At 60.9% G+C, this 26,090-nt stretch carries 26 protein-coding genes and 1 pseudogene; 17 read left to right on the top strand and 10 right to left on the bottom strand.

Translation table 11 applies throughout. The annotated features are described in order from the left end of the window. Positions 1 to 57: 57 nt before the first annotated feature. From ACA041_RS22505 to rfbC, 5 genes are all read right to left on the bottom strand, one after another. Positions 58 to 225, bottom strand: coding sequence for a DUF2897 family protein (locus ACA041_RS22505; RefSeq protein WP_497437758.1), 168 nt, complete (start codon positions 223 to 225; stop codon positions 58 to 60). Positions 226 to 399: 174 nt separating this feature from the next. Further along, positions 400 to 1,269 (bottom strand): dTDP-4-dehydrorhamnose reductase, encoded by an 870-nt coding sequence (rfbD, locus tag ACA041_RS22500; RefSeq protein WP_497437757.1) that lies wholly within the window; start codon positions 1,267 to 1,269, stop codon positions 400 to 402. A 60-nt stretch (positions 1,270 to 1,329) separates the two neighbouring features. Next, positions 1,330 to 2,214: a glucose-1-phosphate thymidylyltransferase RfbA gene (gene rfbA, locus ACA041_RS22495; protein WP_497437756.1), complete on the bottom strand. Its 885-nt coding sequence runs from the start codon at positions 2,212 to 2,214 to the stop codon at positions 1,330 to 1,332. Then, a complete protein-coding gene (gene rfbB / locus ACA041_RS22490) occupies positions 2,211 to 3,293 on the bottom strand; it encodes a dTDP-glucose 4,6-dehydratase (protein WP_497437755.1) in 1,083 nt (360 codons plus the stop codon). Before rfbB ends, rfbA begins: the two co-directional genes overlap by 4 nt. A gap of 92 nt (positions 3,294 to 3,385) precedes the next feature. After that, on the bottom strand, positions 3,386 to 3,931 hold the full coding sequence (rfbC, locus tag ACA041_RS22485) for a dTDP-4-dehydrorhamnose 3,5-epimerase (protein ID WP_497437754.1): 546 nt from the start codon (positions 3,929 to 3,931) through the stop codon (positions 3,386 to 3,388). A gap of 142 nt (positions 3,932 to 4,073) precedes the next feature. On the opposite strand from rfbC, the gene kdpF reads away from it, so the two are divergent. From kdpF to ACA041_RS22455, 6 genes are all read left to right on the top strand, one after another. Continuing rightward, positions 4,074 to 4,163 carry a K(+)-transporting ATPase subunit F gene (kdpF, locus tag ACA041_RS22480; RefSeq protein ID WP_007899818.1) on the top strand — a complete coding sequence of 30 codons (90 nt, stop codon included), beginning with the start codon at positions 4,074 to 4,076 and terminating at the stop codon, positions 4,161 to 4,163. A gap of 8 nt (positions 4,164 to 4,171) precedes the next feature. After that, positions 4,172 to 5,866 (top strand): potassium-transporting ATPase subunit KdpA, encoded by a 1,695-nt coding sequence (kdpA, locus tag ACA041_RS22475; protein WP_497437753.1) that lies wholly within the window; start codon positions 4,172 to 4,174, stop codon positions 5,864 to 5,866. 25 nt (positions 5,867 to 5,891) lie between these two features. Beyond that, the gene (gene kdpB, locus ACA041_RS22470; RefSeq protein WP_497437752.1) at positions 5,892 to 7,949 is read left to right on the top strand and encodes a potassium-transporting ATPase subunit KdpB; all 2,058 of its coding nucleotides are present in this window, start codon (positions 5,892 to 5,894) and stop codon (positions 7,947 to 7,949) included. A gap of 159 nt (positions 7,950 to 8,108) precedes the next feature. Further along, positions 8,109 to 8,654 (top strand): potassium-transporting ATPase subunit KdpC, encoded by a 546-nt coding sequence (gene kdpC, locus ACA041_RS22465; protein ID WP_497437751.1) that lies wholly within the window; start codon positions 8,109 to 8,111, stop codon positions 8,652 to 8,654. 146 nt (positions 8,655 to 8,800) lie between these two features. Beyond that, positions 8,801 to 11,452 (top strand): DUF4118 domain-containing protein, encoded by a 2,652-nt coding sequence (locus ACA041_RS22460; RefSeq protein ID WP_497437750.1) that lies wholly within the window; start codon positions 8,801 to 8,803, stop codon positions 11,450 to 11,452. 62 nt (positions 11,453 to 11,514) lie between these two features. Continuing rightward, positions 11,515 to 12,213 (top strand): response regulator, encoded by a 699-nt coding sequence (locus ACA041_RS22455; protein WP_497437749.1) that lies wholly within the window; start codon positions 11,515 to 11,517, stop codon positions 12,211 to 12,213. A 116-nt stretch (positions 12,214 to 12,329) separates the two neighbouring features. Here the strand turns inward: ACA041_RS22455 and ACA041_RS22450 are convergent, their stop codons facing one another. Next, positions 12,330 to 13,376, bottom strand: a complete 1,047-nt coding sequence (locus tag ACA041_RS22450) for a patatin-like phospholipase family protein (protein ID WP_497437748.1) — start codon at positions 13,374 to 13,376, stop codon at positions 12,330 to 12,332. 219 nt (positions 13,377 to 13,595) lie between these two features. On the opposite strand from ACA041_RS22450, the gene ACA041_RS22445 reads away from it, so the two are divergent. The 3 genes from ACA041_RS22445 (at position 13,596) to ACA041_RS22435 (ending at position 15,767) form a co-directional block, all read left to right on the top strand. Continuing rightward, the gene (locus ACA041_RS22445) at positions 13,596 to 13,874 is read left to right on the top strand and encodes a hypothetical protein (RefSeq protein WP_497437747.1); all 279 of its coding nucleotides are present in this window, start codon (positions 13,596 to 13,598) and stop codon (positions 13,872 to 13,874) included. A gap of 44 nt (positions 13,875 to 13,918) precedes the next feature. Further along, positions 13,919 to 14,686, top strand: a complete 768-nt coding sequence (locus tag ACA041_RS22440) for a CHAD domain-containing protein (RefSeq protein ID WP_497437746.1) — start codon at positions 13,919 to 13,921, stop codon at positions 14,684 to 14,686. Positions 14,687 to 14,969: 283 nt separating this feature from the next. Then, on the top strand, positions 14,970 to 15,767 hold the full coding sequence (locus tag ACA041_RS22435; protein WP_497437745.1) for an acyl-CoA thioesterase: 798 nt from the start codon (positions 14,970 to 14,972) through the stop codon (positions 15,765 to 15,767). Between the two features lies 1 nt (position 15,768). Here the strand turns inward: ACA041_RS22435 and ACA041_RS22430 are convergent, their stop codons facing one another. The 3 genes and pseudogenes from ACA041_RS22430 to ACA041_RS22420 all read right to left on the bottom strand — a co-directional run bounded on the left by ACA041_RS22430 (position 15,769) and on the right by ACA041_RS22420 (position 17,324). Beyond that, positions 15,769 to 16,134 (bottom strand): terminase, encoded by a 366-nt coding sequence (locus tag ACA041_RS22430; RefSeq protein ID WP_497437744.1) that lies wholly within the window; start codon positions 16,132 to 16,134, stop codon positions 15,769 to 15,771. A gap of 235 nt (positions 16,135 to 16,369) precedes the next feature. Beyond that, positions 16,370 to 16,876: pseudogene (locus tag ACA041_RS22425) on the bottom strand (methyl-accepting chemotaxis protein); the annotation flags it as partial. Continuing rightward, the gene (locus ACA041_RS22420) at positions 16,794 to 17,324 is read right to left on the bottom strand and encodes a HAMP domain-containing protein (protein ID WP_497442150.1); all 531 of its coding nucleotides are present in this window, start codon (positions 17,322 to 17,324) and stop codon (positions 16,794 to 16,796) included. The gene ACA041_RS22420 and the pseudogene ACA041_RS22425, both read right to left, overlap by 83 nt. A gap of 703 nt (positions 17,325 to 18,027) precedes the next feature. On the opposite strand from ACA041_RS22420, the gene ACA041_RS22415 reads away from it, so the two are divergent. From ACA041_RS22415 to ACA041_RS22385, 7 genes are all read left to right on the top strand, one after another. Continuing rightward, positions 18,028 to 18,558, top strand: coding sequence for a hypothetical protein (locus ACA041_RS22415; RefSeq protein ID WP_497437743.1), 531 nt, complete (start codon positions 18,028 to 18,030; stop codon positions 18,556 to 18,558). A gap of 82 nt (positions 18,559 to 18,640) precedes the next feature. Beyond that, on the top strand, positions 18,641 to 18,832 hold the full coding sequence (locus ACA041_RS22410; protein ID WP_497437742.1) for a PLDc N-terminal domain-containing protein: 192 nt from the start codon (positions 18,641 to 18,643) through the stop codon (positions 18,830 to 18,832). Positions 18,833 to 19,057: 225 nt separating this feature from the next. Next, positions 19,058 to 19,291: a hypothetical protein gene (locus ACA041_RS22405; protein ID WP_150764367.1), complete on the top strand. Its 234-nt coding sequence runs from the start codon at positions 19,058 to 19,060 to the stop codon at positions 19,289 to 19,291. Positions 19,292 to 19,510: 219 nt separating this feature from the next. After that, positions 19,511 to 19,852: a ribonuclease E inhibitor RraB gene (locus ACA041_RS22400; RefSeq protein ID WP_497437741.1), complete on the top strand. Its 342-nt coding sequence runs from the start codon at positions 19,511 to 19,513 to the stop codon at positions 19,850 to 19,852. Positions 19,853 to 20,138: 286 nt separating this feature from the next. Continuing rightward, positions 20,139 to 21,548, top strand: coding sequence for a circularly permuted type 2 ATP-grasp protein (locus ACA041_RS22395; RefSeq protein ID WP_497437740.1), 1,410 nt, complete (start codon positions 20,139 to 20,141; stop codon positions 21,546 to 21,548). Between the two features lie 12 nt (positions 21,549 to 21,560). Next, the gene (locus ACA041_RS22390; protein WP_497437739.1) at positions 21,561 to 22,511 is read left to right on the top strand and encodes an alpha-E domain-containing protein; all 951 of its coding nucleotides are present in this window, start codon (positions 21,561 to 21,563) and stop codon (positions 22,509 to 22,511) included. After that, on the top strand, positions 22,508 to 23,317 hold the full coding sequence (locus ACA041_RS22385) for a transglutaminase family protein (protein ID WP_497437738.1): 810 nt from the start codon (positions 22,508 to 22,510) through the stop codon (positions 23,315 to 23,317). The genes ACA041_RS22390 and ACA041_RS22385 overlap by 4 nt, the downstream gene beginning before the upstream one ends. Before the next feature lie 120 nt (positions 23,318 to 23,437). On the opposite strand, the gene ACA041_RS22380 is transcribed toward ACA041_RS22385, so the two are convergent. Further along, complete coding sequence (locus tag ACA041_RS22380; protein ID WP_497442149.1) at positions 23,438 to 24,259, bottom strand: c-type cytochrome; 822 nt, start codon at positions 24,257 to 24,259, stop codon at positions 23,438 to 23,440. A 600-nt stretch (positions 24,260 to 24,859) separates the two neighbouring features. Here ACA041_RS22380 and ACA041_RS22375 point away from each other — a divergent pair. After that, positions 24,860 to 26,065, top strand: coding sequence for an acetyl-CoA C-acetyltransferase (locus ACA041_RS22375; RefSeq protein ID WP_497437737.1), 1,206 nt, complete (start codon positions 24,860 to 24,862; stop codon positions 26,063 to 26,065). Positions 26,066 to 26,090 lie beyond the last annotated feature (25 nt).

The following is a 26,090-nucleotide window of genomic DNA, read 5'->3' as shown; positions in this document are numbered from 1 at the left end:
CGCAAAGATCGTCCGAACGCGGGCCGCGCCTTCGGACGATTTTTTGATCATTGGAAATCAGCGGTCCTGCGCATCCTTGGCATCCGCTTCCGCGTTGCGTTCGGCGATGCGCTTGCGCTGCTCTTCGGTCAGTTCGACCTTGTTGGCGGTGTCGCGCAGCATCATCAAACCGCCAACGATCGAGCCAATAGCAACGATCAGAATCAACCAGGCATACCAGGGCATAGGGCTCTCCTTTAGGGCAGGCCGGTTGGCGGGTTTCGCCAATCGATCGTGCATACCACTTTGAGCGATTTAGTTTCGCGGTGGTTCCATTCTATGCCTGATCTGCCGTACACGCCGAACCTCCTTTGAGGTTCGTCGACATTGCATCCGCCGATGCATCGGCAAACATTCTGTTTAGCCTTGCTCGGCAAGACACTCGCGCAGCGCAGTTTGCCAGTCGGGTTGAATGACGCCCCAATCAAGTAGCAAGCGCCTGCAATCAAGGCGTGAATTGAGCGGCCGTTTCGCCGGCGTCGGATAATCGCAGGAGGGAATGGGCAGCAGAGTGGCGCAAGGCTTCCCCTGTTGCCGTAATCCTTCACCAATGGCCTGGGCGAAGCCGAACCAGGAGGTTTCACCCTGCGCGGTCAGATGATAGGTACCCCAATTAGCGGTCTCACCCTCCCGCCAGCGTTCGATCAGGGCCATGGTGCTGTTGGCGATGGTGCCTGCCCAGGTAGGCGTCCCGAGCTGATCGGCGACAATACGTACCTCCGGTCTCTCTTGCATCAGGCGTTGCATCGTCAGCAGGAAATTGCGGCCATGGGTCGAGTAGACCCAACTGGTACGCAGAATGAGATGTTTGCCTTGCACATCAGTGATTGCCCGCTCACCCGCCAGCTTGCTCTTGCCGTAGACCCCGAGCGGATTTGGAGCATCGTGTTCGTTATAAGGTCCCACCTTCATGCCGTCGAATACATAATCTGTGGAGTAGTGAATCAACGGGATGCCGAGCTTCAGCGCTTCTTCGGCGAAGATGCCGGGGGCTACCGCGTTAACGGCAAAGGCTGTGTCCGGCTCGCTTTCAGCCAGGTCGACCGCGGTATAGGCCGCCGCGTTGATGATCAGATCTGGACGAATATTTTGTACCTGTTGGCGAATCTGATCGGGCTGCGTCAGGTCGAGTTGATAGCGACCCAGCACGATCAACTCGCCGACAACCCCCAGTCGACGCTGCAACTCACGCGAGACCTGGCCATGTTGGCCGCTGATGAGAATTCTCATGAAAGCAGATCAGCCTCTTGCAAGCGTTCACCGAAGACAGTTACACCGCGCTGTTCGATTTCAATCCCATTCATGTGCTTGCCCGGCCAGCTTGGCCAAGTACTGACCATATCCAGTCTTGGCAAAGTAGCGAGCCCGCTCCAGCAGCTGCTCGCGGTTGATCCAGCCTTTTTCATAAGCGATCTCTTCCAGGCAGGCGACTTTCAGGCCTTGTCGATGTTCGATGGTCTGCACGTACTGAGAGGCTTCGAGCAAACTGTCATGGGTGCCAGTGTCGAGCCAGGCGAAACCCCGGCCGAAGCGTTCGACCTGCAGATCGCCCCGTTTGAGATACGCATTGTTGACGTCGGTGATCTCCAACTCGCCGCGAGACGAAGGTTTTATCGATTTGGCGATCTCGACCACATCGTTGTCGTAGAAATACAGGCCGGTGACGGCATAGCTGGATTTCGGTATCTTCGGCTTCTCCTCGATCGACAGGGCACGGCCCTGGTTGTCGAAATCAATCACACCGAAGCGTTCCGCATCCTTGACCCAATAGCCGAATATGGTGGCGCCAGAAGAGCGTGTTGCCGCTTTTTGCAACTGCTCGCTAAAGTACTGACCATGGAAGATATTGTCGCCGAGGATCAGGCACACGGAATCATCGCCAATGAACGCTTCGCCAATCAGTAAAGCCTGGGCCAGTCCATCCGGTGACGATTGCTCGGCATAGCTGAAACTGACCCCGAACTGGCTGCCATCACCCAGCAAATTGCGGTATTGAGGCAGGTCGTTCGGAGTAGAGATCACTAGGATGTCTTTGATACCGGCCAGCATCAGCACCGAAATCGGATAATAGATCATCGGTTTGTCGTAGACCGGCAACAGCTGTTTGGACACCCCGAGCGTGATCGGATGCAGGCGTGAGCCCGAGCCACCCGCCAAAACAATACCTTTAATCATGCGAGCAGCTCCCTGGAATTGAGGGTGCCGAGGCGTTCACGCTGGTAGCTGCCATCTTGAACACGACGGCACCACTCCAGGTTATTCAAGTACCACTGCACGGTTTTGCGTAGGCCGGATTCGAACGTCTCTTCGGGCACCCAGCCCAGTTCGTGTTCGATTTTGCTGGCATCGATTGCGTAACGCACGTCATGGCCAGGACGATCCTGGACGAACGTGATCAGGTCGGCGTAGTGCTCGACACCTTCAGGCTTGTGCGGTGCCAGCTCTTCGAGCAGGGCGCAGAGACTTCGCACCACATCGATATTCTTTTGTTCGTTGTGCCCGCCGATGTTGTAGGTCTCGCCGACAACGCCCGTGGTCACCACTTTGAGCAGTGCCCGGGCATGATCTTCGACGAACAGCCAGTCGCGAACTTGCAGGCCGTCGCCGTACACCGGTAACGGCTTACCGGCCAAGGCATTGAGGATGAACAACGGAATCAGTTTTTCGGGGAAGTGGAACGGTCCGTAATTATTCGAGCTGTTGGTCAGCAGCACCGGCAGGCCATAGGTGCGCTGCCAGGCACGGACCAGGTGGTCGGCTGCCGCTTTGCTGGCGGAGTAGGGCGAACTCGGCGCGTAGGGCGTCGATTCCGTAAACAGATCATCGGTGCCATGCAGGTCGCCGTAGACCTCGTCAGTGGAAATGTGATGAAAACGGAAGGCGATTTTTTCCGGCCCGGCGAGTGTTTGCCACCAGGCACGAGTGGCTTCCAGCAGGCTGTAGGTGCCTACGATGTTGGTCTGGATGAAATCCGCAGGACCGTCGATGGAACGGTCGACGTGGGATTCCGCTGCCAGGTGCATGATCGCCTGCGGTTGGAAACGTGACAGTACCGCGCTGACGGCCACCTGATCAACGATATCGGCTTGAACGAACTCGTAGCGAGTGTCATTGGCAATGCTGCTCAGCGATTCAAGATTGCCGGCGTAGGTCAGCTTGTCCAGATTGAGCACTTCATGCTCGGTGTGCCGAATCAGCTCGCGAATCACGGCAGAGCCAATGAAGCCGGCACCGCCGGTAATGAGAATACGCATGTTGGCCAGCCTTTTTCAGTAAGTCGATAACGCGAATGGACATAGCTTGTGGGCAGGAACGAGGAGGTGCAACTGCTTGTGATCGCTCAGGGTCAGCAAAAGACGTCAGCGTCCTTGAAGAACTTCGCAACCTGATCCTTTGCGGACAGTTGCGGTGCTTCGTCCAGTTGCCAGTCAATGGCCAGGTCCGGATCGTCCCACCGGATGCTGCGCTCGGCAGAGGGCGTGTAGTAATCGGTGGTCTTGTAGAGAGACTCGGCGAAATCACTCAACACCACAAAACCGTGGGCGAAACCTTCCGGGATCCAGAGCTGGCGATGGTTTTCGGCGGACAGGTGCACAGCGACCCATTTGCCGAAGTGCGGCGAGCTGCGGCGAATATCCACGGCTACATCGAGTACTGCACCGGCCGTCACGCGAACCAATTTGCCTTGGGTGTTTTCCAGTTGGTAATGCAGCCCGCGCAATACGTTTTTTTGCGAGCGCGAATGATTGTCCTGAACGAATTGAACGTGCAGGCCAGTGGCATCTTCAAAAGCCTTGGCGTTAAAGCTCTCGTAAAAGAAACCACGTTCATCTCCAAAGACTTTCGGTTCGATGATCAGAACACCGGGAAGATCGGTGGTGATTACGTTCATGGGTATTATTCCGGCAATAGTCATCACCCCATTCTTTACGCTTTCTTTATACCCCGCCACCCCCCTCGATCTCGCTCCTTTACAGCCTCCCTGCCGACAATGACTGCACACGCGGCAATACGCCGTAACACGGAGAATTTCCATGAGCGTTCTGGACGGAGTGTCACTGCTACTGGCAGTGGGGCTGTTCATTTATCTGTTGGTTGCGCTGTTGCGCGCGGACCGGAACTAGGAGCGGCCATGCACAGTTATGACTATTGGCTGATCCTCGCCTTCCTGGCCGTGGTGCTGATTCCGGCGACGTTTCTCGGGCGGTTTTACTACAAGGTCATGGAAGGGCAGCGCACCTGGCTGACCCCGATCCTGGGACCGGTCGAGCGCGGGTGCTACAAAGTGGCCGGCATCGATCCGCAGGCCGAACAGAGCTGGCAGCGATACACCCTGGCCTTGCTCGCCTTCAACGTTGCGGGCTTTTTGCTGTTGTTCACGATCCTGTTGTTCCAGGACCACTTGCCGCTCAACCCGCAGCACTTGCCGGGTCAGGAGTGGACCCTGGCGTTCAACACGGCCATCAGTTTCATGACCAACACCAACTGGCAGGCCTACAGCGGTGAAGCATCCCTGAGCTACCTGAGCCAGATGATCGGTCTCACCGTGCAAAACTTCGTCAGCGCCGCCACCGGCCTGGCGGTATTGGTGGCGCTGTGTCGCGGTATCGGTCGCAAGTCGAGTGCGACCCTGGGCAACTTCTGGGTCGACATGACCCGTGCCACCCTCTATGGCTTGTTGCCGCTGTGTCTGCTGCTGGCGTTGTATCTGGTCTGGCAGGGTGTGCCGCAAACTTTCGCGCAGTACGTGAATGCGGTCACGATGCAAGGCGTCGATCAGGTGATCCCACTCGGCCCGGCCGCCAGCCAGATTGCGATCAAGCAACTGGGCACCAACGGTGGTGGCTTCTTCGGCGTCAACTCGGCGCATCCGTTCGAGAACCCGACGGCCTGGAGCAACCTGTTCGAGGTGGCCTCGATCATCCTGATCCCGGTGGCGCTGGTGTTCACCTTCGGCCACTACGTCAAGGACCTGCGTCAGAGCCGCGCGATCATCGCCTGCATGCTGGCGCTGTTCCTGATCGGTGGCGCGACGTCGCTGTGGGCCGAATCCCAGCCGAACCCGACCCTGAACAACGTCGCCGTCGAACAGACCGCACCGCAGGAAGGCAAGGAAGCGCGGTTTGGTACCACGGCCACGGTGCTCTGGTCGGTGACCACTACCGCGGCGTCCAACGGTTCGGTCAACGGCATGCACGACAGCCTCAACCCGCTGAGCGGCATGGTGGCGCTGGTCAACATGATGGTCGGCGAAGTGATCTTCGGCGGCGTCGGCGCCGGGATGTACGGCATGTTGCTCAACGTGCTGATCGCGGTGTTCCTCGCCGGCCTGATGATCGGTCGCACGCCGGAATACCTCGGCAAAAAGCTGCAAGCCAAGGAAGTGCAACTGTTGGTCGTGACCTTGCTGGTAATGCCGGTAGGCGTGCTGGTGCTCGGTGCGATTGCCGCGAGCCTGCCTGGCCCGGTCGCAGCGGTGAGCAATCCCGGCGCCCATGGTTTCAGTCAGTTGCTTTACGCCTACACCTCGGCCAGTGCCAACAACGGTTCGGCGTTTGGTGGCTTCGGCGCCAATACGGCGTTCCACAACCTGATGCTGGGCCTGGGCATGTTGATCGGTCGCTTCGGTTACATCCTGCCGGTACTGGCCCTGGCCGGCAGCCTGGCGATGAAGAAGACCGCGCCGATCGGCCAGAACAGCTTCCCGACCCATGGCCCGCTGTTTGTGACCTTGCTGACCGTGACCATTTTGCTGGTGGGTGGTTTGACGTTCTTGCCGACCCTGGCGCTGGGCCCGATTGCCGAACATCTGAGCATGGGCTTCTGAGCCTCTTTATTTTAGGAGCAGGATGATGAATATGCCCGTAACCAAAGCCGCCGTCGTGAAGGCCCCGGAACAACCGAAAACCGCAATCTCGGCCCTGTGGCGCCCGGCGCTGGTGCAAGCCTTCGTCAAGCTCGACCCACGGCAATTGCAGCGTGCACCGGTGATGCTGGTGGTGGAGCTGACCGCCATCCTCACCACCGTGCTGTGCTTCATTCCCGACAACGCCGTGCCGACCTTTGTCGCCGCGCAAATCGCGCTGTGGCTGTGGTTCACCGTGCTCTTCGCCAACTTCGCCGAAGCCCTGGCGGAGGGGCGCGGCAAGGCTCGCGCCGACAGCCTCAAGGCCGGCAGCGAAGGCCTGAGCGCCCGGCGCAAGACCAGCAGCGGCGCTTTCCAGGTGGTGCCCGCCGCCAGCTTGCGCAAGGGCGATGTCGTACGCGTCGAAGCCGGGGAGATGATCCCCGGTGATGGCGAGGTGATTGAGGGCATTGCGGCGGTCAACGAAGCGGCGATCACCGGTGAATCCGCACCGGTGATTCGCGAGTCCGGTGGCGACCGTTCGGCGGTCACCGGCAACACCCGGCTGGTCTCCGACTGGCTATTGGTGCGCATTACCGCCGACCCTGGCGAGTCGACACTCGATCGCATGATCGCCCTGGTCGAAGGCGCCAAACGTCAGAAGACCCCGAACGAAGTGGCGCTCGACATCCTGTTGATCGGCCTGACCCTGATCTTCCTGCTGGTGGTCGTCACCCTGCAACCCTTCGCCCACTTCGCCAATGGCAGCCTGCCGCTGGTGTTCCTGGTGGCGTTATTGGTCACGCTGATCCCGACCACCATCGGCGGTTTGCTGTCCGCCATCGGCATTGCCGGGATGGATCGTCTGGTGCGCCTGAACGTCATCGCCAAATCCGGTCGCGCCGTGGAAGCGGCGGGGGACGTGCACGTTCTGCTGCTGGACAAGACCGGCACCATCACGTTCGGTAATCGTCGTTGCACCGCGGTTTATGCGGCGCCAGGTGTCAGCGCCGGGGAGTTGGCCGAAGGCGCGCTGTTCGCTTCGCTGGCCGATGACACGGCGGAGGGCAAGTCCATTGTCGAGTACCTGCGCGGGATTCATCCACAGCCTGAGCCGGCCACCGAAGTGCTGACGGCGGTGCCGTTCAGTGCCGAGACGCGCCTGTCCGGTGTCGATTATCAGGGCCGGGTATATCGCAAAGGCGCGGTGGATTCACTGCTGGCATTCGTCGGCCTGAAACGTGCCGATCTGGCGCCGGCCCTGTCCCGTGAAATCGACAAGATCGCCCAGAGCGGCGGCACGCCATTGCTGGTCTGTGCCGACGGCAAACTGCTCGGCGCGATCCACCTCAAGGACGTGGTCAAGCCGGGCATCCGCGAACGTTTCGCCGAGCTGCGCAAGCTAGGCATCCGCACGGTCATGGTGACCGGCGACAACCCGCTGACGGCGGCGGCGATTGCGGCCGAGGCGGGCGTCGATGACGTGTTGGCCGAAGCCACGCCGGAGAAGAAGCTGGCGCGCATTCGCCACGAACAGAATGACGGTCGCCTGGTCGCCATGTGCGGCGACGGCGCCAACGATGCCCCGGCCCTGGCCCAGGCGGACGTCGGCATGGCGATGAACGACGGCACGCAAGCCGCGCGCGAGGCGGCCAACATGGTCGACCTCGACAGCGACCCGACCAAGTTGCTGGACGTGGTGCAGATCGGCAAGGAACTGCTGGTGACCCGCGGCGCCCTGACGACCTTTTCGATTGCCAACGACGTGGCCAAATACTTCGCGATCCTGCCGGCGTTGTTCGCCTCGATCTACCCGCAACTCGGCGTACTGAATGTAATGCAGTTGAGCAGTCCGCAGAGTGCGATTCTCTCGGCGATCGTGTTCAACGCCTTGATCATCGTGGTGCTGATCCCTCTGGCCTTGCGCGGTGTGCGGGTGCAGGCGGCGAGTGCGGCGGCGTTGCTGCGACGCAATCTGTTGATTTATGGGGTGGGCGGGATTCTGGTGCCGTTCGTGGGCATCAAGGCGATCGACATGTTGTTGACTGGGTTGCATCTGGTTTGACCGACCCCCCCTTGTAGGAGCGAGCTTGCTCCGGGCGGCGTTCCGACGATGAGCGTTAACGATAACGCGTACTGTCTGGATGAACGCGGCGCCCTCTGGTTCTTCGCGAGCAAGCTCGCTCCTACAGGGTGGATATCTAATGAATTCGAGGATTTTGCAATGTCCACAATGATACGTCCGGCCCTGAGCCTGTTGGTCCTGATGACCCTGATCACGGGCGTCGCCTACCCCTTGGTGGTCACCGGCGTCGCCCAGGTCGCGTTCCCGGATCAGGCCAATGGCAGCCTGGTGCGCGACGCCGATGGCAAGGTCCGCGGATCGGCGCTGATTGCCCAGGATTTCGCCGGTGATGCCTGGTTCCATCCACGGCCATCGGCGGGTGCTTTTGCCACTGTGTCGAGCGGTGCCAGTAACCTTTCGCCGAGCAACCCGGCGCTGGCCGCTCGGGTGATCGATGAGGCCAATAAACTGCGGGTGCCGGGCCAGGGGCCGGTGCCTTTGGCGCTGCTGACCACCTCCGGCAGCGGGCTTGATCCGCACTTGCCACCGGCGGCGATTGCCTATCAACTGGCGCGAGTGGCGGCGGCGCGTAATCTGCCGGTGTCGACGCTTCAGCAGCTGCTGGAGGCGCACATTGAAAAGCCGTTGGTGGGGCCGCCGGTGGTGAATGTGCTTGAGTTGAATGCTGCGTTGGAAAAACTTTAGATCTGCAGTGCGGCCATTCGCCGGCAAGCCGGTCTCGCTCCCACAGGGGATCTTAAGCATTCACAGATCCAATGTGGGAACGAGCTTGCTCGCGAAGACGGCCTGCCAGACACCCCATCACTACCTGAATAAAGAGATCTCCAAGCATGAGCAACTCCGGCCGCGCCGACGCGCTGTTAGCAGACCTGCCCCGGGATGGCCGTGGCCGGCTCAAGGTGTTCCTCGGCGCCGCACCGGGTGTCGGCAAGACCTACGCCATGCTGCAGGCAGCCCACACCCAGCTGCGTCAGGGCGTCAAAGTCATCGCCGGGGTGGTCGAGACCCACGGCCGCGCCGAAACCGAAGCACTGCTCGGCAGCTTGCCGCAGCAACCTCTGGTGCGTTCGGAATACCGCGGCGTGATACTCGAAGAAATGGACCTCGACGGCTTGCTCGCAGCCAAACCGAAACTGGTGCTGGTGGATGAGCTGGCTCACAGCAACGCCCCCGGCAGTCGTCACGCCAAGCGCTGGCAAGACGTCCAGGAACTGCTCGCCGCCGGCATCGACGTGTTTACCACGGTCAACGTCCAGCACCTGGAAAGCCTCAATGACCAGGTGCGCGGCATCACCGGGGTGCAGGTTCGCGAAACCTTGCCGGACTGGGTGCTGCAGGAAGCCTACGAATTGCTGCTGGTCGACCTGCCGCCGCGGGAGCTGCTCGAGCGCCTGCGCGATGGCAAAGTCTACGTGCCGGAGCAGGCGCGGGCGGCGATCGACGCGTTCTTTACCCAGACCAACCTCACCGCCCTGCGCGAACTGGCGATGCAGACCGCTGCCGCCCAGGTCGATAACGATCTGGCCCAGGGCTATCGTCAGCTTGGCCAGGCCGCACCGGCGGTGCGCGGTCGATTGCTGGTCGGCGTCGATGGCGATGCCCAGGCCGAACGCCTGGTGCGCCACGCCAGCCGCGTCGCCCAGCGTCGGCATCTGCCCTGGAGCCTGGTGCATGTGGACAACGGCAGCGTGCGCGACGAGCAATCTCGCTTGCGCTTGCAAAGCGCCCAGCAACTGGCCGAACGCCTCGGCGGTGAAGTGGTGTTGCTGCGGGCCGGCGAGGTGGCGAAAACCCTGATCCAGCACGCCGCCGAACGCCGTGCCAGCCTGGTGCTGGTGGGCCAGTCCCGACAGCGTTTGCGTCGACGCTTGTTCGGCGGTGGCCTGGCGTCACGCTTGCTGCGTAATGCCCGCGGCCTGGAAATCAACGTCATCGACAGTGACCACGAACAGCATCAGCCGCGCCAGCGCCCGGTACAGTCGCTGGCCTGGTTCGACTATGCCCTGGCGGTGGTGGCAACGGTGTTGGCCAGTGCGCTGGCCTGGGCGGTGGCGAGTGTTTTGCCGCTGCCGAACATCTCGCTGGTGTTCCTGGCCGCCGTGTTACTGGTGGCGGTGCGCAGCAGCCTCGGTCCGGCGTTGGCCTGTGCGGCGTTGTCGTTTCTGACCTATGACTTTCTGTTCATTCCGCCGAATTTCTCCCTCAGCATCCAGCGCGAAGAAGACGTGCTGACCTTGCTGTTCTTCCTGCTGATGGCGGCGCTCACCGGCAACCTGGCGGCCCGGCAGCGCCGGCAATTGCAGGCGTTGCGCGACACCCAGGAAGAAACCACGGAATTGCTCGACCTGTCGCGCAAACTCACCGCCGCCACCGACCGCCAGGCGGTGGTCAGCGCGGCGGCCCAGCACCTCGACGGCTGGACCGGTCTGAAAGTGTGCCTGCTCAATCGCGACGGGCAGAGTGGCTGGAAAGTCGAAACCGGTGGCCCGCTGGAGTTTTCCGAAGCCGAACGCGCCGCTGCCGATTGGGCCTGGCAACACGATCAGCCGGCGGGCGCCGGGACCGGTACATTACCGTTTGGCCGTTGGTGGTGGTGGCCGCTGTCGGTGGAAGACGGCCCGCTGGCGCTGCTCGGTGTGTGTGCCAGGGAAGGTCAGGCCTTGAGCGGCCAGCGTCGGCGTTTGTTGACCGCGTTGAGCCAGCCGCTGGCCCAGGCGCTGGCCCGTGCGCAATTGGCCGAGGATCTGGAAGCGGCGCGGCTGCACGGCGAAACCGAACAACTGCGCAGCGCCTTGCTGGCTTCGGTGTCCCATGATTTGCGCACGCCGCTGACCTCCATGCGCGGCAGCATCGACAGTCTGTTGGCCCTCGGTGAAGCCATCCCGCTGGAGGATCGCCGGGAGTTGCTCGAAGGCACTCGTGATGAGGCCGAACGCCTTGATCGCTACATTCAAAACCTGCTGGACATGACCCGTCTCGGTCACGGCGCACTGAAGCTGGCGCGGGACTGGGTATCGCCGGCGGACATCGTCGGCAGTGCGCTCAATCGCCTGCGTGCGGTGCTGGCGCCGTTGCAGGTCAGCACCGAAGTGCCGGCGCAGTTGCCGCTGCTGTTTGTCCACGCCGCGCTGATCGAGCAGGCGCTGGTCAACGTGCTGGAGAACGCTGCACGCTTTTCACCGACTCACGGGCGCCTGCAATTGTGCGCCGGGGCCGACGGCGGCGAGCTGTTTTTCTCGGTGAGCGATGAAGGACCCGGAATTCCGGAGGAGGAGCGGGCGAAGATTTTCGACATGTTCTACACCGCTGCGCGCGGCGATCGTGGCGGGCAGGGTACGGGGCTGGGGCTGGCAATCTGTCAGGGCATGGTCGGTGCCCATGGCGGGCGGATCAGCGTTGCCGACGGCCTACAGGGGCGTGGCACCTGCATCACCCTGCACTTGCCCTTGCAGGAACAGCCAGACGCTGAAATCGACAACTGAATATGAGCGCTGAAAGTGAAGCCTGATACCCTTTGCATCTCCTCTTGCCTCGAACGGAAACCATGAGCCAGACCACGACCATCCTGGTCATCGACGACGAACCGCAGATCCGCAAATTCCTGCGCATCAGCCTCGCGTCCCAAGGTTATAAGGTGCTGGAAGCCGGCACCGGCACGGAAGGTCTGGCGCAGGCGGCGTTGAACAAGCCGGACCTGCTGGTGCTTGATCTCGGGTTGCCGGACATGGACGGTCAGCAAGTCCTGCGCGAGTTTCGCGAATGGTCGACGGTGCCGGTGCTGGTGCTGTCGGTGCGTGCCAATGAAGGGCAAAAAGTCCAAGCCCTCGATGGCGGCGCCAATGACTACGTGACCAAGCCGTTCGGCATCCAGGAGTTTCTGGCGCGGGTGCGTGCCTTGTTGCGCCAGGCTCCGGCGGGTGAAGCCCGACACGCGGCACTGACCTTCGGCCCGTTGACCGTGGACCTGGCGTATCGCCGGGTGCTGCTGGACGGCGTCGAAGTGGCATTGACCCGCAAGGAATACGCGGTGCTGGCGCAACTGGCCAGGCATCCGGGGCGGGTCATCACCCAGCAGCAATTGCTCAAGGATATCTGGGGGCCGACCCATACCGAAGACAGTCATTATCTGCGGATTGTGGTGGGGCATCTGCGGCAGAAGCTGATGGATGATCCGACCCGGCCGCGGTTTATCGTGACTGAGGCGGGGGTGGGGTATCGGTTGTTGAGTGAGGGTGGTCTTTAGTTACAGTGTTGAAAGTTCCGGCCTCTTCGCGAGCAGGCTCGCTCCCACAGGAGGAAAGCATTCCAATGTGGGAGCGAGCTTGCTCGCGAAGGGGCCCTTACAGCCAACCGAAAACTTCAGGAATCACGCTTCTGATCATTCTCATACCGATCCAGCGTATCCCGCGCAATCTCCCGCCCCAACGCGATCAACTCCGGCGCCTTGTAGAACTCGAAAAACCGGCATACCCGCTTCGGTACGTTGATCAGGATATCCGGCGGATACCCGGCAATCTTGTACTGCGCCAACGACGTCTGCATCACCTCGAAACTCTGGTTGATCAAATCCAGCAACGACGCCGGGCCCACGTTGTCGATGATGAACGAACCGGTAGCGGACTTCGGCGCGCCGTCGCGTTCAGGGGCGGCCGCCGGTTGCTGGGCTTCAGGTTCGGCGGATTCGATCCAGGGATTGATCTCGGCAGCCTCCGCCAGCAACGCTTCCTTTTCCAGCAACAGTAATTGTTCCGCCTGTTTGCGGCGAAATGGCATTTTCGATCCCAACGAATTGATCAGGCTGTCGAATCGGGTCTTGAATGCGGCGGGGCGCTGGATCACCGGCAGTTGATAGTGGCGCTGGTTGGTGGAGTTGAGGTTGACCGCGATGATCAGGTCGCAATGACTCGACACCACCGGCACGATCGGCAAGGGGTTGAGGATCCCGCCGTCCACCAGCATGCGATTGCCTTGCATCACCGGGGTAAACAGGCTGGGGATCGCCGCCGAGGCGCGCATGGCCTGGTGCAGGCAACCTTCCTGGAACCAGATTTCCTGCTGGTTGGTCAGGTCGGTGGCCACCGCCGTGTAAGGAATGCGCAGGTCTTCGATATTGATTTCGCCGACGATCTTGCGGATTTGCCCGAAGACCTTCTCCCCGCGAATCGCGCCCAGGCGAAAGCTGACGTCCACCAGGCGCAACACATCGAGGTAATCGAGGCTCTCGATCCAGTCGCGATAATCGTTGAGTTTACCGGCGGCGTAGATCCCGCCGACCACGGCCCCCATGGAACAACCGGCAATACAGGCGATGTCGTAGCCACGCCGCTCGATCTCTTCAATGACCCCGATATGGGCATAGCCCCGGGCCCCACCTGAGCCCAGGACCAGTGCGACACGCTTTTTCATTAATCGCCCTCGTCTGAAGGTTCAACAATGCACCCATCGAGGGGCGTGCTTCAATCGCCAAGGTCGCTCGGCGGTGTAACAAGTCGTTTTTTCGACACTCCATGGCGGTAGATGAGTATTCTTCCCGGCGCTGCAGTTTGCGCGGCGGGGTCAAGGCACTTTTCACGCGCCAGACCGTCTTACCTGCACGACTGTTTACCTATCTTTGAGGTGTAATTGATGAAAGCCTGGATCTGCGTGCCCCTGATTGCGCTGGCACTCGCCGGTTGTGCCGGCAAAACTGCTTATCGCGACAGCTGCGCCAGCGGGATCGATGCCGCGTGGCATGAACTGGACCTGGCCAAGGCCGAAGGTTTGGCCGGGACCGTCAGTTACTCCAAGGCCCTGTCGCTGTTGACCGGCGCCAAGACCCAGCAGCAATTCGAAGCATTCGAAGGCTGCTCCAAGAAGGCCGAGAAGGCGCGGTTCTATATTCGTGAGTCCCGCGCCGGCCGTTGAGGCATGATGCAGCCATTGGGGAAATTCGATTCAGGGAGCTAGTGATGTCTGCCTTGGTTGATCGGTTGGTGGCTCGAGTCCTGGGCCTGGAAGTTCGGTTGCTGGCCTGCCAGGCGCGCTTGAGTGCCCGCACCGACCCTGAAGCGCTGCACGACCTGCGCACCACTGTTCGCCGTTTGCGCAGTCTGCTGCGACCATTGCGCGGCTTGCCCGGCGTCGAACAGCTGGAAACGGCGGCGTCCGCAGTCGGTGACCTGTCCACGCCATTGCGCGACCGCGAAGTGCTGGCGGCGTATTTGCTCGAGCATGATCAACCGGCGGCGGCGCATCGACGCATGGCGCAGATGGCCGAGGCCTATCCGGCAGTAGCGGCCAGTCCCGAGCTGGCGCAATTGTTGATGATCCTCGACGCTTTTCCGCGGTTTTTGCGGGCTGCCCAGCGACAGGGCTTGCTCAAGGGCCTGCGCACCCGCATCGAAAAGCGCCTGGCCAAGCAATGGAAAAAGCTTGATAAGGCGCTGCATGATCCTGCCCATGATCGCCATCGTCTGCGCCTGTTGATCAAGCGCGTGCGCTATGGCATCGAAGCCTATCCCGAGCTGGACCGTTTACCGAAGGCGGCCATGCCCAGGTTGAAATCCGCCCAGGGCGCCCTGGGCGATTGGCACGATTGCTGGCAATGGCTGGCCAGGGCTGAAGAGGAAGCGGATTTGCAACCTTGTGTGGCCGGTTGGAAAACCGCCCTTGCCATGGCCGAAGCACGCGCCGACCGTGTCCTCGACAAATTCAGCGCCGCCTGCTTCAAATCCTGAGAGATGCATAGGAAAAGGGCCTTACCAATATAGGTATGGGCAACGCTGAACCCCTGTGGGAGCGAGCCTGCTCGCGAAGGCGGCAGCACATCCAGAACAGATGTGACTGACAGACCGCTTTCGCGAGCAGGCTCGCTCCCACATTTGTTTTGTGTTGGGCAAAGGAATCAGTGTTCGAGCCGAGTGCGGCTTATCTGTCAGTCAATTTGGCCAGAATAAGCGCTGTGCCGTCCTCGCCGGCTGGTTAAGATCCTTACATCCTTTTCCTGCCTTTGAGGTTTTCATGCGCTTTTCCGATCTGCTCGACGCCGTCCGCAGCCAGCCGCTGGAGCTGTCTATCCCGGCCGAATGGGCACAGGGTCGCGCCAGCTTTGGCGGCCTGGTGGCCGCTTTGCAATATGAAGCCATGCGCGCCAAGGTGCCGGCGGATCGTCCGGTGCGATCGCTGGCGATCACCTTTGTCGGGCCGGTAGAGCCCGAAGTGCCGGTCAGCTTCGAAGTCGATGTGTTGCGCGAAGGCAAGGCCGTGAGCCAGGTGCTGGGCCGGGCGATTCAGAAGGGCCAGGTGGTGACCTTGATCCAGGGCAGTTTCGGTGCCTCGCGTCCCTCCGAAGTGGCTGTGACCGCCAACCCGGCGCCGGAAATGAAACACTGGGACGACTGCCAGGAATTGCCCTATATCAAAGGCGTGACCCCGGAGTTCATGCGTCATCTGGCGATGCGCTGGAGTGTCGGCGGGCTGCCGTTCACTGGTAACAAATCGCGCGACATGGGCGGCTGGGTGCGTTTGCGTGGGGACGTGAAGGAAGAGGCGGTCAACGAGTCGCATATTCTGGCGCTGGTTGACGCCTGGCCACCGGCGCTGTTGCCGCACCTGAGCAAACCGGCGATGGGCAGCACGCTGACCTGGACCATTGAATTCGTCCAGCCATTGCTTGAACTGAGCACGCTGGACTGGTGCAAATACCTCGTTGAAATCGAACACGCCGCTGACGGCTACGGTCATGCCGCGGCGAAGTTGTGGAGCGCCCAAGGTCAGTTGATTGCCATGAGCCGGCAGACCGTGACGATTTTCGCCTGAATCAGTGACGACGGTGGCGCTCACGCCACGCGCGCCACCAGCCGCCGCTGAGGAAAAACCGCGGGAAAGTCAGGAACTGCTCGACCAGCAAGCGCGACACCGCATCTTGGCGATCACTGAACGGCTCGGAGGTTTGCGCCTCCAGGCGGTGACCGTGGCGTTGCAGGCCCAGGGCAGCCAACACGCCGATAACGCCGATGGCGAAATTGGCCAGGTTAAGGCTGAAAACCCCGCATGCAATCAGCAGGAACCCGACGATGAACAGCGGTACGGCAATCAGGTGCAGCACCAGGTTGGTCGGGTGCTGATGATTGTTGGGGTACGCTCGCCATTGCCAGGCGGGAAGGTTGGGGTGACGTTTGCCCATGATGCCGATCCTCGATCCGTGTTCAACGCATGATTGAAGAATAGGCCCGGCGTCAGTGCGCGGCGAATCAAAGGTGGCTATCGATGTGATAGGTGCTCATGTTCGCAATTGATGCTGGTCAGGCTGGCCCTTTCGCCGGCAAGCCGGTCTCGCTCCCACAGGGGCTCAGTGTCGTACCCGGATTTTCTGGTTAAAGAGAAACCCTTGTGGGAGCGGCTTGCTCGCGAAGGGGCCGTCACAGCTTGAGCTGCCCTATAGCCCTGTTCAACTCCCCCGCCAGCGCAGCCAATTCATTACTGGTAGTCGCCGACCCCACTGTTTGCTGCACCGTATTCTCGGTCACATCCCGAATGCTCACCACCGCCCGGTTCATTTCTTCCGCCACCTGACTCTGCTGCTCGGCCGCTACCGCGATCTGCGTGTTGCTTTCACGCATCTGCGCCACCGCGCTGGTGATTTCGGCCAAGGCTACCCCGGCCTCCTGCGCCTGGCGCACGCAGTCGTCGGCCTTGAACGAGCTTTCCTGCATGAAATCCACCGCGTCCCGCGTCCCGGCCTGCAACGTCGTCACCATGATCGTGATCTCGTCGGTAGACACCTGCACACGCTTGGCCAGGTTGCGCACTTCATCGGCGACGACCGCAAAGCCGCGCCCCATTTCACCGGCCCGGGCCGCTTCGATGGCGGCGTTGAGGGCCAACAGATTGGTCTGCTCGGCGATGCTGTGAATCACCCCGACCACGCCGTTGATTTTCTGGCTGTCCTCGGCCAGGCGCTGAATCATCTCGGCCGTCTGCTGCCCCCGTGGACAACCCGCTGATCGACTTCTGCACCCGGCTGACCACGGCCTGGCCGCAGCCGGCCAGGGTATCGGCGGTTTGCGAGAGATCGCGGGTCGCACCGGCGTGCTGGGCGATGTGATAGACAGTGGCGGTCATCTGGTTGATCGCGGTGGCGGCCTGATCGGTTTCGCTTTGCTGGCCGAGCATGCCGAGCCGCACCTCGTTCATGTTCGACGCCAATCGCGCCGCGCCGACATCCAGTTGCCGGGCGGTACTGGCGACGGTGTTGACCACCCGTTGATAACCGGCCTGCATCGCGTTGAAAGCGTTGGCCATCTGCCCGACTTCGTCCTTGCAGGCCAGCGGGACACGGGCCGACAGATCGCCGGTTTGCTCGACGTGGAGCATCACGTCTTTCAAGGTATTGAGCTGGCTGAGCAAGAAGCGGATCAACAATTGCGAAGCGCCGAGCATCGCCAGCATCAAGACGAACACCGCCACCGCGTAGTGGGTGAAACGTTCGCCGAATACCTGGGTCAGGCTCGGCCCATAGGCAATCGCCGCGACCTGCTGGCCATCGGCGCGCGTGAACACCTCGGCGCCCAGCAATGGGTTGTCGCCGAACAGTGGCATGGAATTGATCTGCACCCAGCCGTTGGAATCGGCCAGCTCCAGCACCGGTTGTCCATTGAGCAGCGGCGCCTGCCCGCGACTGAAGGTCAGCAGGTTATCGGCCTTCGGTAACGGTTGCCCGGCTGGCCACGCCGTCAGCAGCCGTGCCTGGGCCTGGGCCGACGCTTGGGCTGCATGGCTGCGCGACTGTTGTTCAAGCTGCACGGCGTACAACACCAGCAACAGGGTCGTGACGAACGCGACGGCGTTGACCGCCCAGAATTTGTACTTCAACGAGATATTGCTAAGCCAGGCACCCATGGAGGTCTTCTCTGATAGCGGAAACAGTTTTGGCAAGGTGCCATTATTGTGCCGCTACTGAGCCTGCCCGACCTTGATATGGGTCAACATTGCCGGCTGTGCTCCCGGGCAGCCATGGCGGGGCGGAATGCGCTATCCTTCGCGCCTTCAAATTTCCCTCGCTACAGGATTCCGTCCCATGAAAGCCGCACTCGTCGAACTCATCAGCAAAATCAGCTCCGGGTGCATGAGCGATGACGAAATCCAGAAGGTCGCTGACGAAGCGGCCCAGGCCTACGCCGATCCGGAGGCTTTTCTGACGGCCAATCCGGATATCAACTACGACGACACCTTCCCGATGCCTCTGGGTGAGTGGGTAGTCGTCGGCAGCCTGCCGGAGACCGTGCTGTTCCAGGCCGACACTTACATGGACCTGTTCGCCCATATCGTTGCTTCGTTCGGCCCTGGCGTTGATTTCAATATCAAACCCAAACAGTTGGCGAAGACCGAAGCCCTGACCGCGCTCAATCGCATCCAGGTGCAGATGAGCAGCATGAACAAGGAAAACGGCGGCTACGTGTTGATGAACTTCAGTCAGTTGCTCGACGACGAGCTGCAAGTGGTCCTGGTCTATGGCAACGACGTGCCGCGAGTGCTGGAGTTGTGCGCCGAAGTCGGCATCGCGGCCGCGCCGTCGCTGGAAGCCCTGAAAGTGGCGATCCACCTCTGACGCCGCCACAGGCTTAATAAAACGGAACCCTCGCAGGGGCCAGCTATCCTAAGAGTGCACACCACTCTTAGGGAGCGACACCATGGGTTCCACGTTCAATGGTCTGGTTGGCCTGATCATTCTTGTCCTGGACATCTGGGCAATCATCAACGTGCTGAAAAGTGGCGCCGACACCGGGATGAAAATCGTCTGGGTGCTGTTGATCCTGTTGCTGCCGGTCCTGGGTCTCATCATCTGGGCCATCGCCGGGCCGCGGGGCAATGTGCGGGTCTGACCGGACCTCACAAACAACACCAAACCCTGTGGGAGCGAGCCTGCTCGCGAAGGCAATCTTCCAGTCGATAGAGATGTTGACTGACACAGCGCTTTCGCGAGCAGGCTCGCTCCCACAGATTATGTGTTTTTTCAGCCGACACCCCGTAATCCGTTTGAACGATCAGTCAGGGCAAAAGTCCAGATGGTTGTAAGCCCATTTGCGGGTTTGTTCGAGGAGGCACTGATGCAAAAGTGGAAAATCACTTTCGTGGATGATCACGGTGAAACAGTCGACGAAGTCTTCGAGTGCGACGAATGCCCGGATAACGAGCAGGCCGCCAAACTCATCAAGGCCCGTCTCCTTCCTGTCGCCGCCGAACTGGATCTGAATGATCTGGAAGGGCGAACCGCTGATGCGAGCGTCAAAAGTCTCAAGACCCAGAACAGCATACAAATCCTCGGCATTACTCCCGTCTGAAACACCTCCTGGCACATTTGTGAAACAACCAGACCTTGGCAGCGCCTCTCTCTTGGGGCTACTCTGCAAGCGAGATCAGCGAATGGATCGCTAAGGTCTGGTCTTGTCAGCTACATGCTTGCTTCCCACCGGCAATATTGTTGCCGCATCACTCGCACCAATCGGTTGCGTGCGCCGGGAATACGGAAAGTCTATCCATCAAGTTGAGGGGGACGTTTCATGAGCACAGCCTATCAAGAAGACATCAGCAGCAGCGTGCTGCGCCGCATGAAAGAAGGCGGTTTCGACTTTTCACGATTCCATCCGATCGAGTTCTACGCCATTTTCCCGGACGAGGAGCGGGCACGCAGGGCGGCAGGGCAGTTTTGTGGTGAATCCTTGAATGCCCAGATCAGCGTGCGCGATGACGGCGCGTGGTATCTGGAACTCAGTAAAGTGATGTACGCCACCTACGACGGCATCGGCGACTTCGAGCAGGACTTCGAGGCGGTGGTCGAGCCTCTGGGCGGCATCATCGAAGGATGGGGTGTCAAGCAGGAGGTACGAGGGCGACTCGCATAACACTATGAACAGCGACAACATGCAGCAACGGCTGACCCTCGGGTTGGCCGTTTTCGTTTGCGCTATCCGCGTCGACGTCCGGGCAATGAAATCAACTCTGTCTATGCTGCTGATAGGCGAACACATTGCTTCGCAATGAAGCGGGGACGATCGGGTTGGGGCATTTGCCGCACAGGATTGGTGCGGTAGTTGCGGAGTCATTATCCAACCGATTGATATTAAAGCGTTTATGCCGATGGCACGGGCCTTGCGAAGGCCTGTCAGTCCGGGTGACAAGGAGTACGGCATGATCCGCACCTATTTTGATGAGATGTACGATGCCGGCGGCCAGGTCCGCCCGCATTACCGGGAGTTTGCCCGTTGGCTGGCCGAAACGCCTGATGAGCTATTGGCCCAACGGCGACGCGAGGCCGATCTGCTGTTTCATCGCGCCGGGATTACCTTCACGCTCTACGGTGACGAGCAAGGGACAGAACGCCTGATTCCCTTCGACACCATTCCGCGCAGCATCCCCGCCAGTGAATGGCGGGTGGTCGAGCGTGGCTGCATTCAGCGGGTCAAGGCGTTGAACATGTTCCTCGCCGATCTTTATCACGAGCAGCGCATCATCAAGGCCGGGATCATCCCGGCCGAGCAAGTGCTGGCCAACGAGCAGTACCAGTTGGCGATGCAAGGGCTGGATCTGCATCGGGATATCTATTCGCACATTTCCGGTGTCGACCTGGTGCGCGATGGCGACGGCACCTACTACGTGCTCGAAGACAATCTTCGAACGCCCAGTGGCGTGAGCTACATGCTCGAAGACCGCAAGATGATGATGCGGCTGTTTCCCGAACTGTTCTCGGCCCAGCGTATCGCCCCCATCGACCACTATCCGAACCTGTTGCTCGATACCCTGAAAAGCTCAAGTCCGATCGATAACCCGAGCGTGGTGGTGCTGACGCCGGGCCGCTTCAACAGTGCGTTTTTTGAACACGCCTTTCTCGCTCGGGAAATGGGCGTTGAACTGGTGGAAGGCGCGGACCTGTTCGTGCGGGACGACAGGGTGTTCATGCGCACCACAGACGGACCGAAAGCCGTCGACGTGATCTACCGTCGCCTCGACGATGCCTTCCTCGATCCGCTGGCGTTCAACCCGGACTCGATGCTTGGCGTGCCAGGACTGCTGTCCTCGTATCGCTCCGGCAACGTGGTGCTGGCGAATGCCATCGGCACCGGGGTGGCGGACGACAAGTCGGTGTACCCATTCGTCACCGACATGATCCGGTTCTACCTGGATGAAGAGCCGATCCTGAAGAATGTGCCGACGTGGCAGTGTCGTAATCCCGCCGAACTTTCCCACGTGCTGGCCAACCTTCCAGAGTTGGTGGTCAAGGAGACCCAGGGTTCCGGCGGTTACGGAATGCTGGTGGGACCGGCGGCCACGGCGGCGGAAATCGAAGCCTTTCGCGCTCGGATCAAAGCCAAGCCCCACGCGTACATCGCGCAACCGACCTTGTCGCTGTCGACCTGTCCGACCTTTGTCGAAAACGGCATCGCGCCACGCCATATCGACCTGCGTCCGTTTGTATTGTCTGGCCGCGAAACCCGGGTTGTGCCCGGCGGTTTGACCCGTGTCGCCCTGCGTGAAGGCTCCCTGGTGGTGAACTCCTCCCAGGGCGGCGGAACCAAGGACACCTGGGTGGTCGAGGATTGAAGGAAGCCTGCCATGTTAAGTAGAACTGCCTCGGATTTGTATTGGATGTCGCGTTACCTGGAGCGGGCGGAAAACCTCGCGCGGATGCTCGACATCAGTTATTCGCTGTCGCTGATGCCACAGGATGGTCGCGGTGACGGTTTGCACGAACTCGCCATGCCCTTGCTGATCACTGGCACCCTGGACGATTACCTGGAGCGCCATGGCGATTTGCACGCCGAGCGGCTGCTGCATTTCTTCGCCCTGGACGCAGCCAACCCGGCGAGCATCTACAGTTGCCTCGGTGCCGCGCGGGCCAGCGCCCATGCGGTGCGTGGACGAATCACCGCCGACATGTGGGAAAACATCAACGCCACCTGGCTGGAGATTCGCGGGATCGCCGATCAGGGCCTGAGCCGGTATGGCATGAGCCGATTCTGCGAGTGGATCAAGGAACGTTCCCACCTGTTTCGCGGTGCGTCCTACGGCACGATCATGCGTAACGATGCGTTCCGCTTTATTCGCCTGGGGACCTTTATCGAGAGGGCAGACAACACCTTGCGCCTGCTCGATGCCCGCTACGAAATGGCCGGTGACCAGGCCGAAGCGGTCAGCGACGGCACCGCCCACGCCTATTACCAGTGGAGTGCCTTGTTGAGGGCGTTGTCCTCGTTCGAGGCCTACACCGAAATCTACCGCGACGCCCCCGGCGCCCGACACGTCGCCGAATTGCTGCTGCTGCGCGCCGACGTCCCGCGTTCGCTACGGGCCTGTACCGAAGAAATCGACCAGATCCTCGCCCAGCTGCCGGGGGCCAATGGCCGTCCCGCGCAACGCCTGGCCGCGGAAATGGACGCGCGCCTGCGCTACACCGGCATCAGCGAAATTCTCGACGAAGGCCTGCACGCCTGGCTGACCGAGTTCATCCCGCTGGTGCGCCAGTTGGGCAACGCCATTCACAGTTCCTACCTGGAGGCTGCATGAGACTTTCCATTAGCCACGAGACCACCTATCACTATGAAGATAAGGTGCGGGCGAGCATCCAGTACCTGCGACTGACCCCCCACGACAGCGAGCGCCAGCACGTGCTCAGCTGGCAGCTCGACCTGCCGCGCCCGGTGCGTGCGCAACTCGACCCGTTCGGCAACATCCTGCATGTGCTGACCCTGGACGAGCCCCACGAGGCGATCATCATCGGTGCCCGTGGGCAGGTGGACATCGACGAGCTGCGCGAAGCCGAGCACGAGAGCCAGTCGGCGCTGCCGTTCCTGCGTTTCACCCGGCTGACCGAAGCCGACGAAGCCCTGCGCGCGTTCGCCGAAAAACATTGCAAGCAACGTCGCGATCGCACAGCGTTGATCGACTTGATGCATGGCCTGAACCAGCACATGACCTACACCCCGGGCTCCACCGAAGTGGACACCAGCGCCGCCCAGGCCTTTGCCGGGCGTTCCGGCGTGTGCCAGGACCACGCCCATGCGTTCCTCGCCTGCGCCCGCAGCCTGGGCGTTCCTTCGCGTTATGTGTCGGGCTATTTGTACAGCGAGGACTGCGAACACCTGGCCAGTCACGCCTGGGCTGAAGCGTGGCTCGACGACGCGTGGTACAGCTTTGACGTGACCAATGAGCTGGCGCGGCCCGAGCGGCATTTGAAACTGGCGGTAGGCCTGGATTATCTGGACGCCTGCCCGGTGCGCGGCATGCGTCGGGGCGGTGGGTGCGAGCAGATGCATGCGAAGGTGTTTGTGTCACCGACACCGATGCCGATTATCTCAGTCCAACAGCAATAATCTGATACACCGCAAACCCCTGTGGGAGCGAGCTTGCTCGCGATGGCGTCTTATCAGCCAACAAATCTTTGACTGACACACCGTCATCGCGAGCAAGCTCGCTCTTACAGGGGAATGGTGTCAGGGTTTAACTTTGCGCCCAGCCATGTGCTTCAAATACCCCACCAACTTCTCCAGATCCCCGTCCGGCAACACCGTCGCCGAAAACCCGGGCATCTTCGCCTGTGGCCACTGGCGCAAGCTCTGTGGATCACGAATGTAGCGCTTGAGGAAATCCGCGCCGAAGTACTCGGTCGGGTTAAATGGAATATTCAGGTCCGGCCCAAACTGCGCATCCCCGGCGCCGTTCAATCGATGGCACGCCAGGCAGTTCTTCTGGAACAACGCAAAACCCTTGTTCACCGGATCGTCTGCGGCCAGCGCAGGGTCGGGCAGCAGGGCAGGGAAGCGCTGCGCCACCGGTGCCAGGCGCTTGATGCTCGCCACTTCGAACGGCCATTGCTCAGGGCTGATATTGCCCGCTTGTGGATCGGTCCAGACCAGATAAAAAGGTCCGGCGCTGTGCTTGCCCTCGGACAACGCCGGCCACGGTCTGGCCGGGTCTTCAATCGCCAGCCAGGCCCGCGCACCCTCGGCATTGAGCAGCGGCGCCGCCGACAACTCTGCCGCAAACCCGTCCAGCGCCACGGCTTGCAAGTGATCTTCGGGCTTGATACCGGTCAACAATGCCGCCACGGGAACGGCGCGATAGCTCATGTCCCGCTTATAGGAAACGTCGTTGGTGATGGTGATGGTCTGGACCTGAGGATGCTTGAGCAATTCCTCGGTCTGCCAGGTGCGACTGTTCGCGCCCAGCTCCAGGTTCAGCTGTGCGGCAGGGAGGGGCGTGCTCAGCAGCATGGCCCCGAACAGAATGAGCGTTTTCAAGTGATCGCCGTCCATGTCGTGCAAGTGCCACAAAGGTTGGCACACCCACACTGGCCCGGGTAGCGAGCCAGTCACATTTTTAATGAGGCGATATAAAAAACCTGACGCCGTATTTTCTATCGACCGACTAACCGATCACCTTGGTCAGGTTCGGCAAAATCAACAACAGCGTAGTGGCGAAAAGAATGAGCCCGGCTTGACGAACTTTCGATTGTTTGAACATGGCTGACCGCCTTTTTTTTGTTATTTCCTGATGCCTGCCTGCATATCTCCATGACGGCAAAGCGTTGCACTTCCTGTAGAACGAGCGCCTCGGCAAAACCCGACGACAACATCGTACAACTTCACCTTAGAGCCCGCGTCATGCTTGGTTTAGATCCATTTCATATGATTTAGTCATTAATAGCTCTTAAAAAGCTATGAGGCCTATTGCCAGCTTCTTGGCCGCCCGTTTGCTAGACAGCTTCGTGTCCCGAATCGGTTAATTGCATAGCGGGCTACCGTCCGTCTGAGCGTGTGGGTCAACGTCGCTGAGCGTTGCGGTCATTGAATAGGTAGCGGCTCGGCATAAGGTGAGTGATCAAGGAATCACTCACCATCAGGTTCGAGAACGTCATGACCCAGGCTTTGATTTTCGACGCGTTACGCACACCCCGCGGCAAGGGCAAATCCGATGGTGCCTTGCACAGCGTGAAACCGGTGAACCTGGTGGCCGGGCTGCTCAGGGCGCTGCAGCAGCGCACAGCCCTCGACACCAGCCAGGTCGATGACGTGGTGCTCGGTTGCGTCACGCCCATTGGCGATCAAGGCTGCGACATTGCCAAGATCGCGACCCAGGTGGCCGATTGGGACGTCAGCGTGGCGGGGGTGCAGATCAACCGTTTCTGCGCCTCGGGGTTGGAAGCGGTCAACCTGGGGGCCATGAAAGTGCGGTCCGGCTTCGAAGACCTGGTGGTGGTCGGCGGTGTCGAGTCCATGTCCCGGGTACCGATGGGCAGCGATGGCGGGGCCTGGGCGCTGGATCCGGAAACCAATTTGCACAGTCATTTCACCCCTCAAGGGGTGGGCGCCGACCTGATCGCCACCCTCGAAGGTTTCAGCCGGCAGGACGTCGATGCCTATGCGCTGCACTCCCAGCGCAAGGCTGCGCGAGCGCGGGCGGACGGCTCGTTCAACAAGTCACTGGTGCCGGTGCAGGATCAGAACGGCATCATCCTGCTCGATCACGATGAGTTCATTCGCGCCGAATCGACCCTGGAAGGGCTGGGCACCCTCAAGCCGAGTTTCGAAATGATCGGGCAAATGGGCTTCGACGCCACCGCGTTGCGGGTCTACAGCCACGTGGAGCGGATCAACCACGTGCACACCCCGGGCAACAGTTCCGGGATAGTCGACGGCGCGGCCTTGATGCTCATTGGTTCCGAAGCCAAGGGCCGGGCATTGGGCCTGCAACCCCGGGCACGGATCGTCGCCGCGGCGGTCACCAGCACCGATCCGACCATCATGCTCACCGGTCCCGCACCAGCCACGCGCAAGGCCCTGGCCAAGGCCGGGTTGCGGGTCGAGGACATCGACCTGTTCGAAGTCAACGAGGCCTTCGCCTCCGTGGTGCTGAAGTTCATCAAGGACATGGCCATCGACCCGGACAAGGTCAACGTCAACGGCGGCTCCATCGCCATGGGCCACCCGCTGGGCGCCACCGGATGCGCCATCCTCGGCACGCTGCTCGATGAACTGGAAACCCGGCGCCTGCGTTATGGCCTGGCGACCCTGTGTGTCGGCGGCGGCATGGGCATCGCCACCATCATCGAACGCCTCTGAGCCCCGACTTCAAGGAAACATTTCA

It is taken from the genome of Pseudomonas sp. LBUM1676, assembly GCF_059695605.1.
The sequence above is the reverse complement of the archived record's forward strand: the minus strand, read 5'-3'. Positions and strand labels throughout refer to the sequence as shown.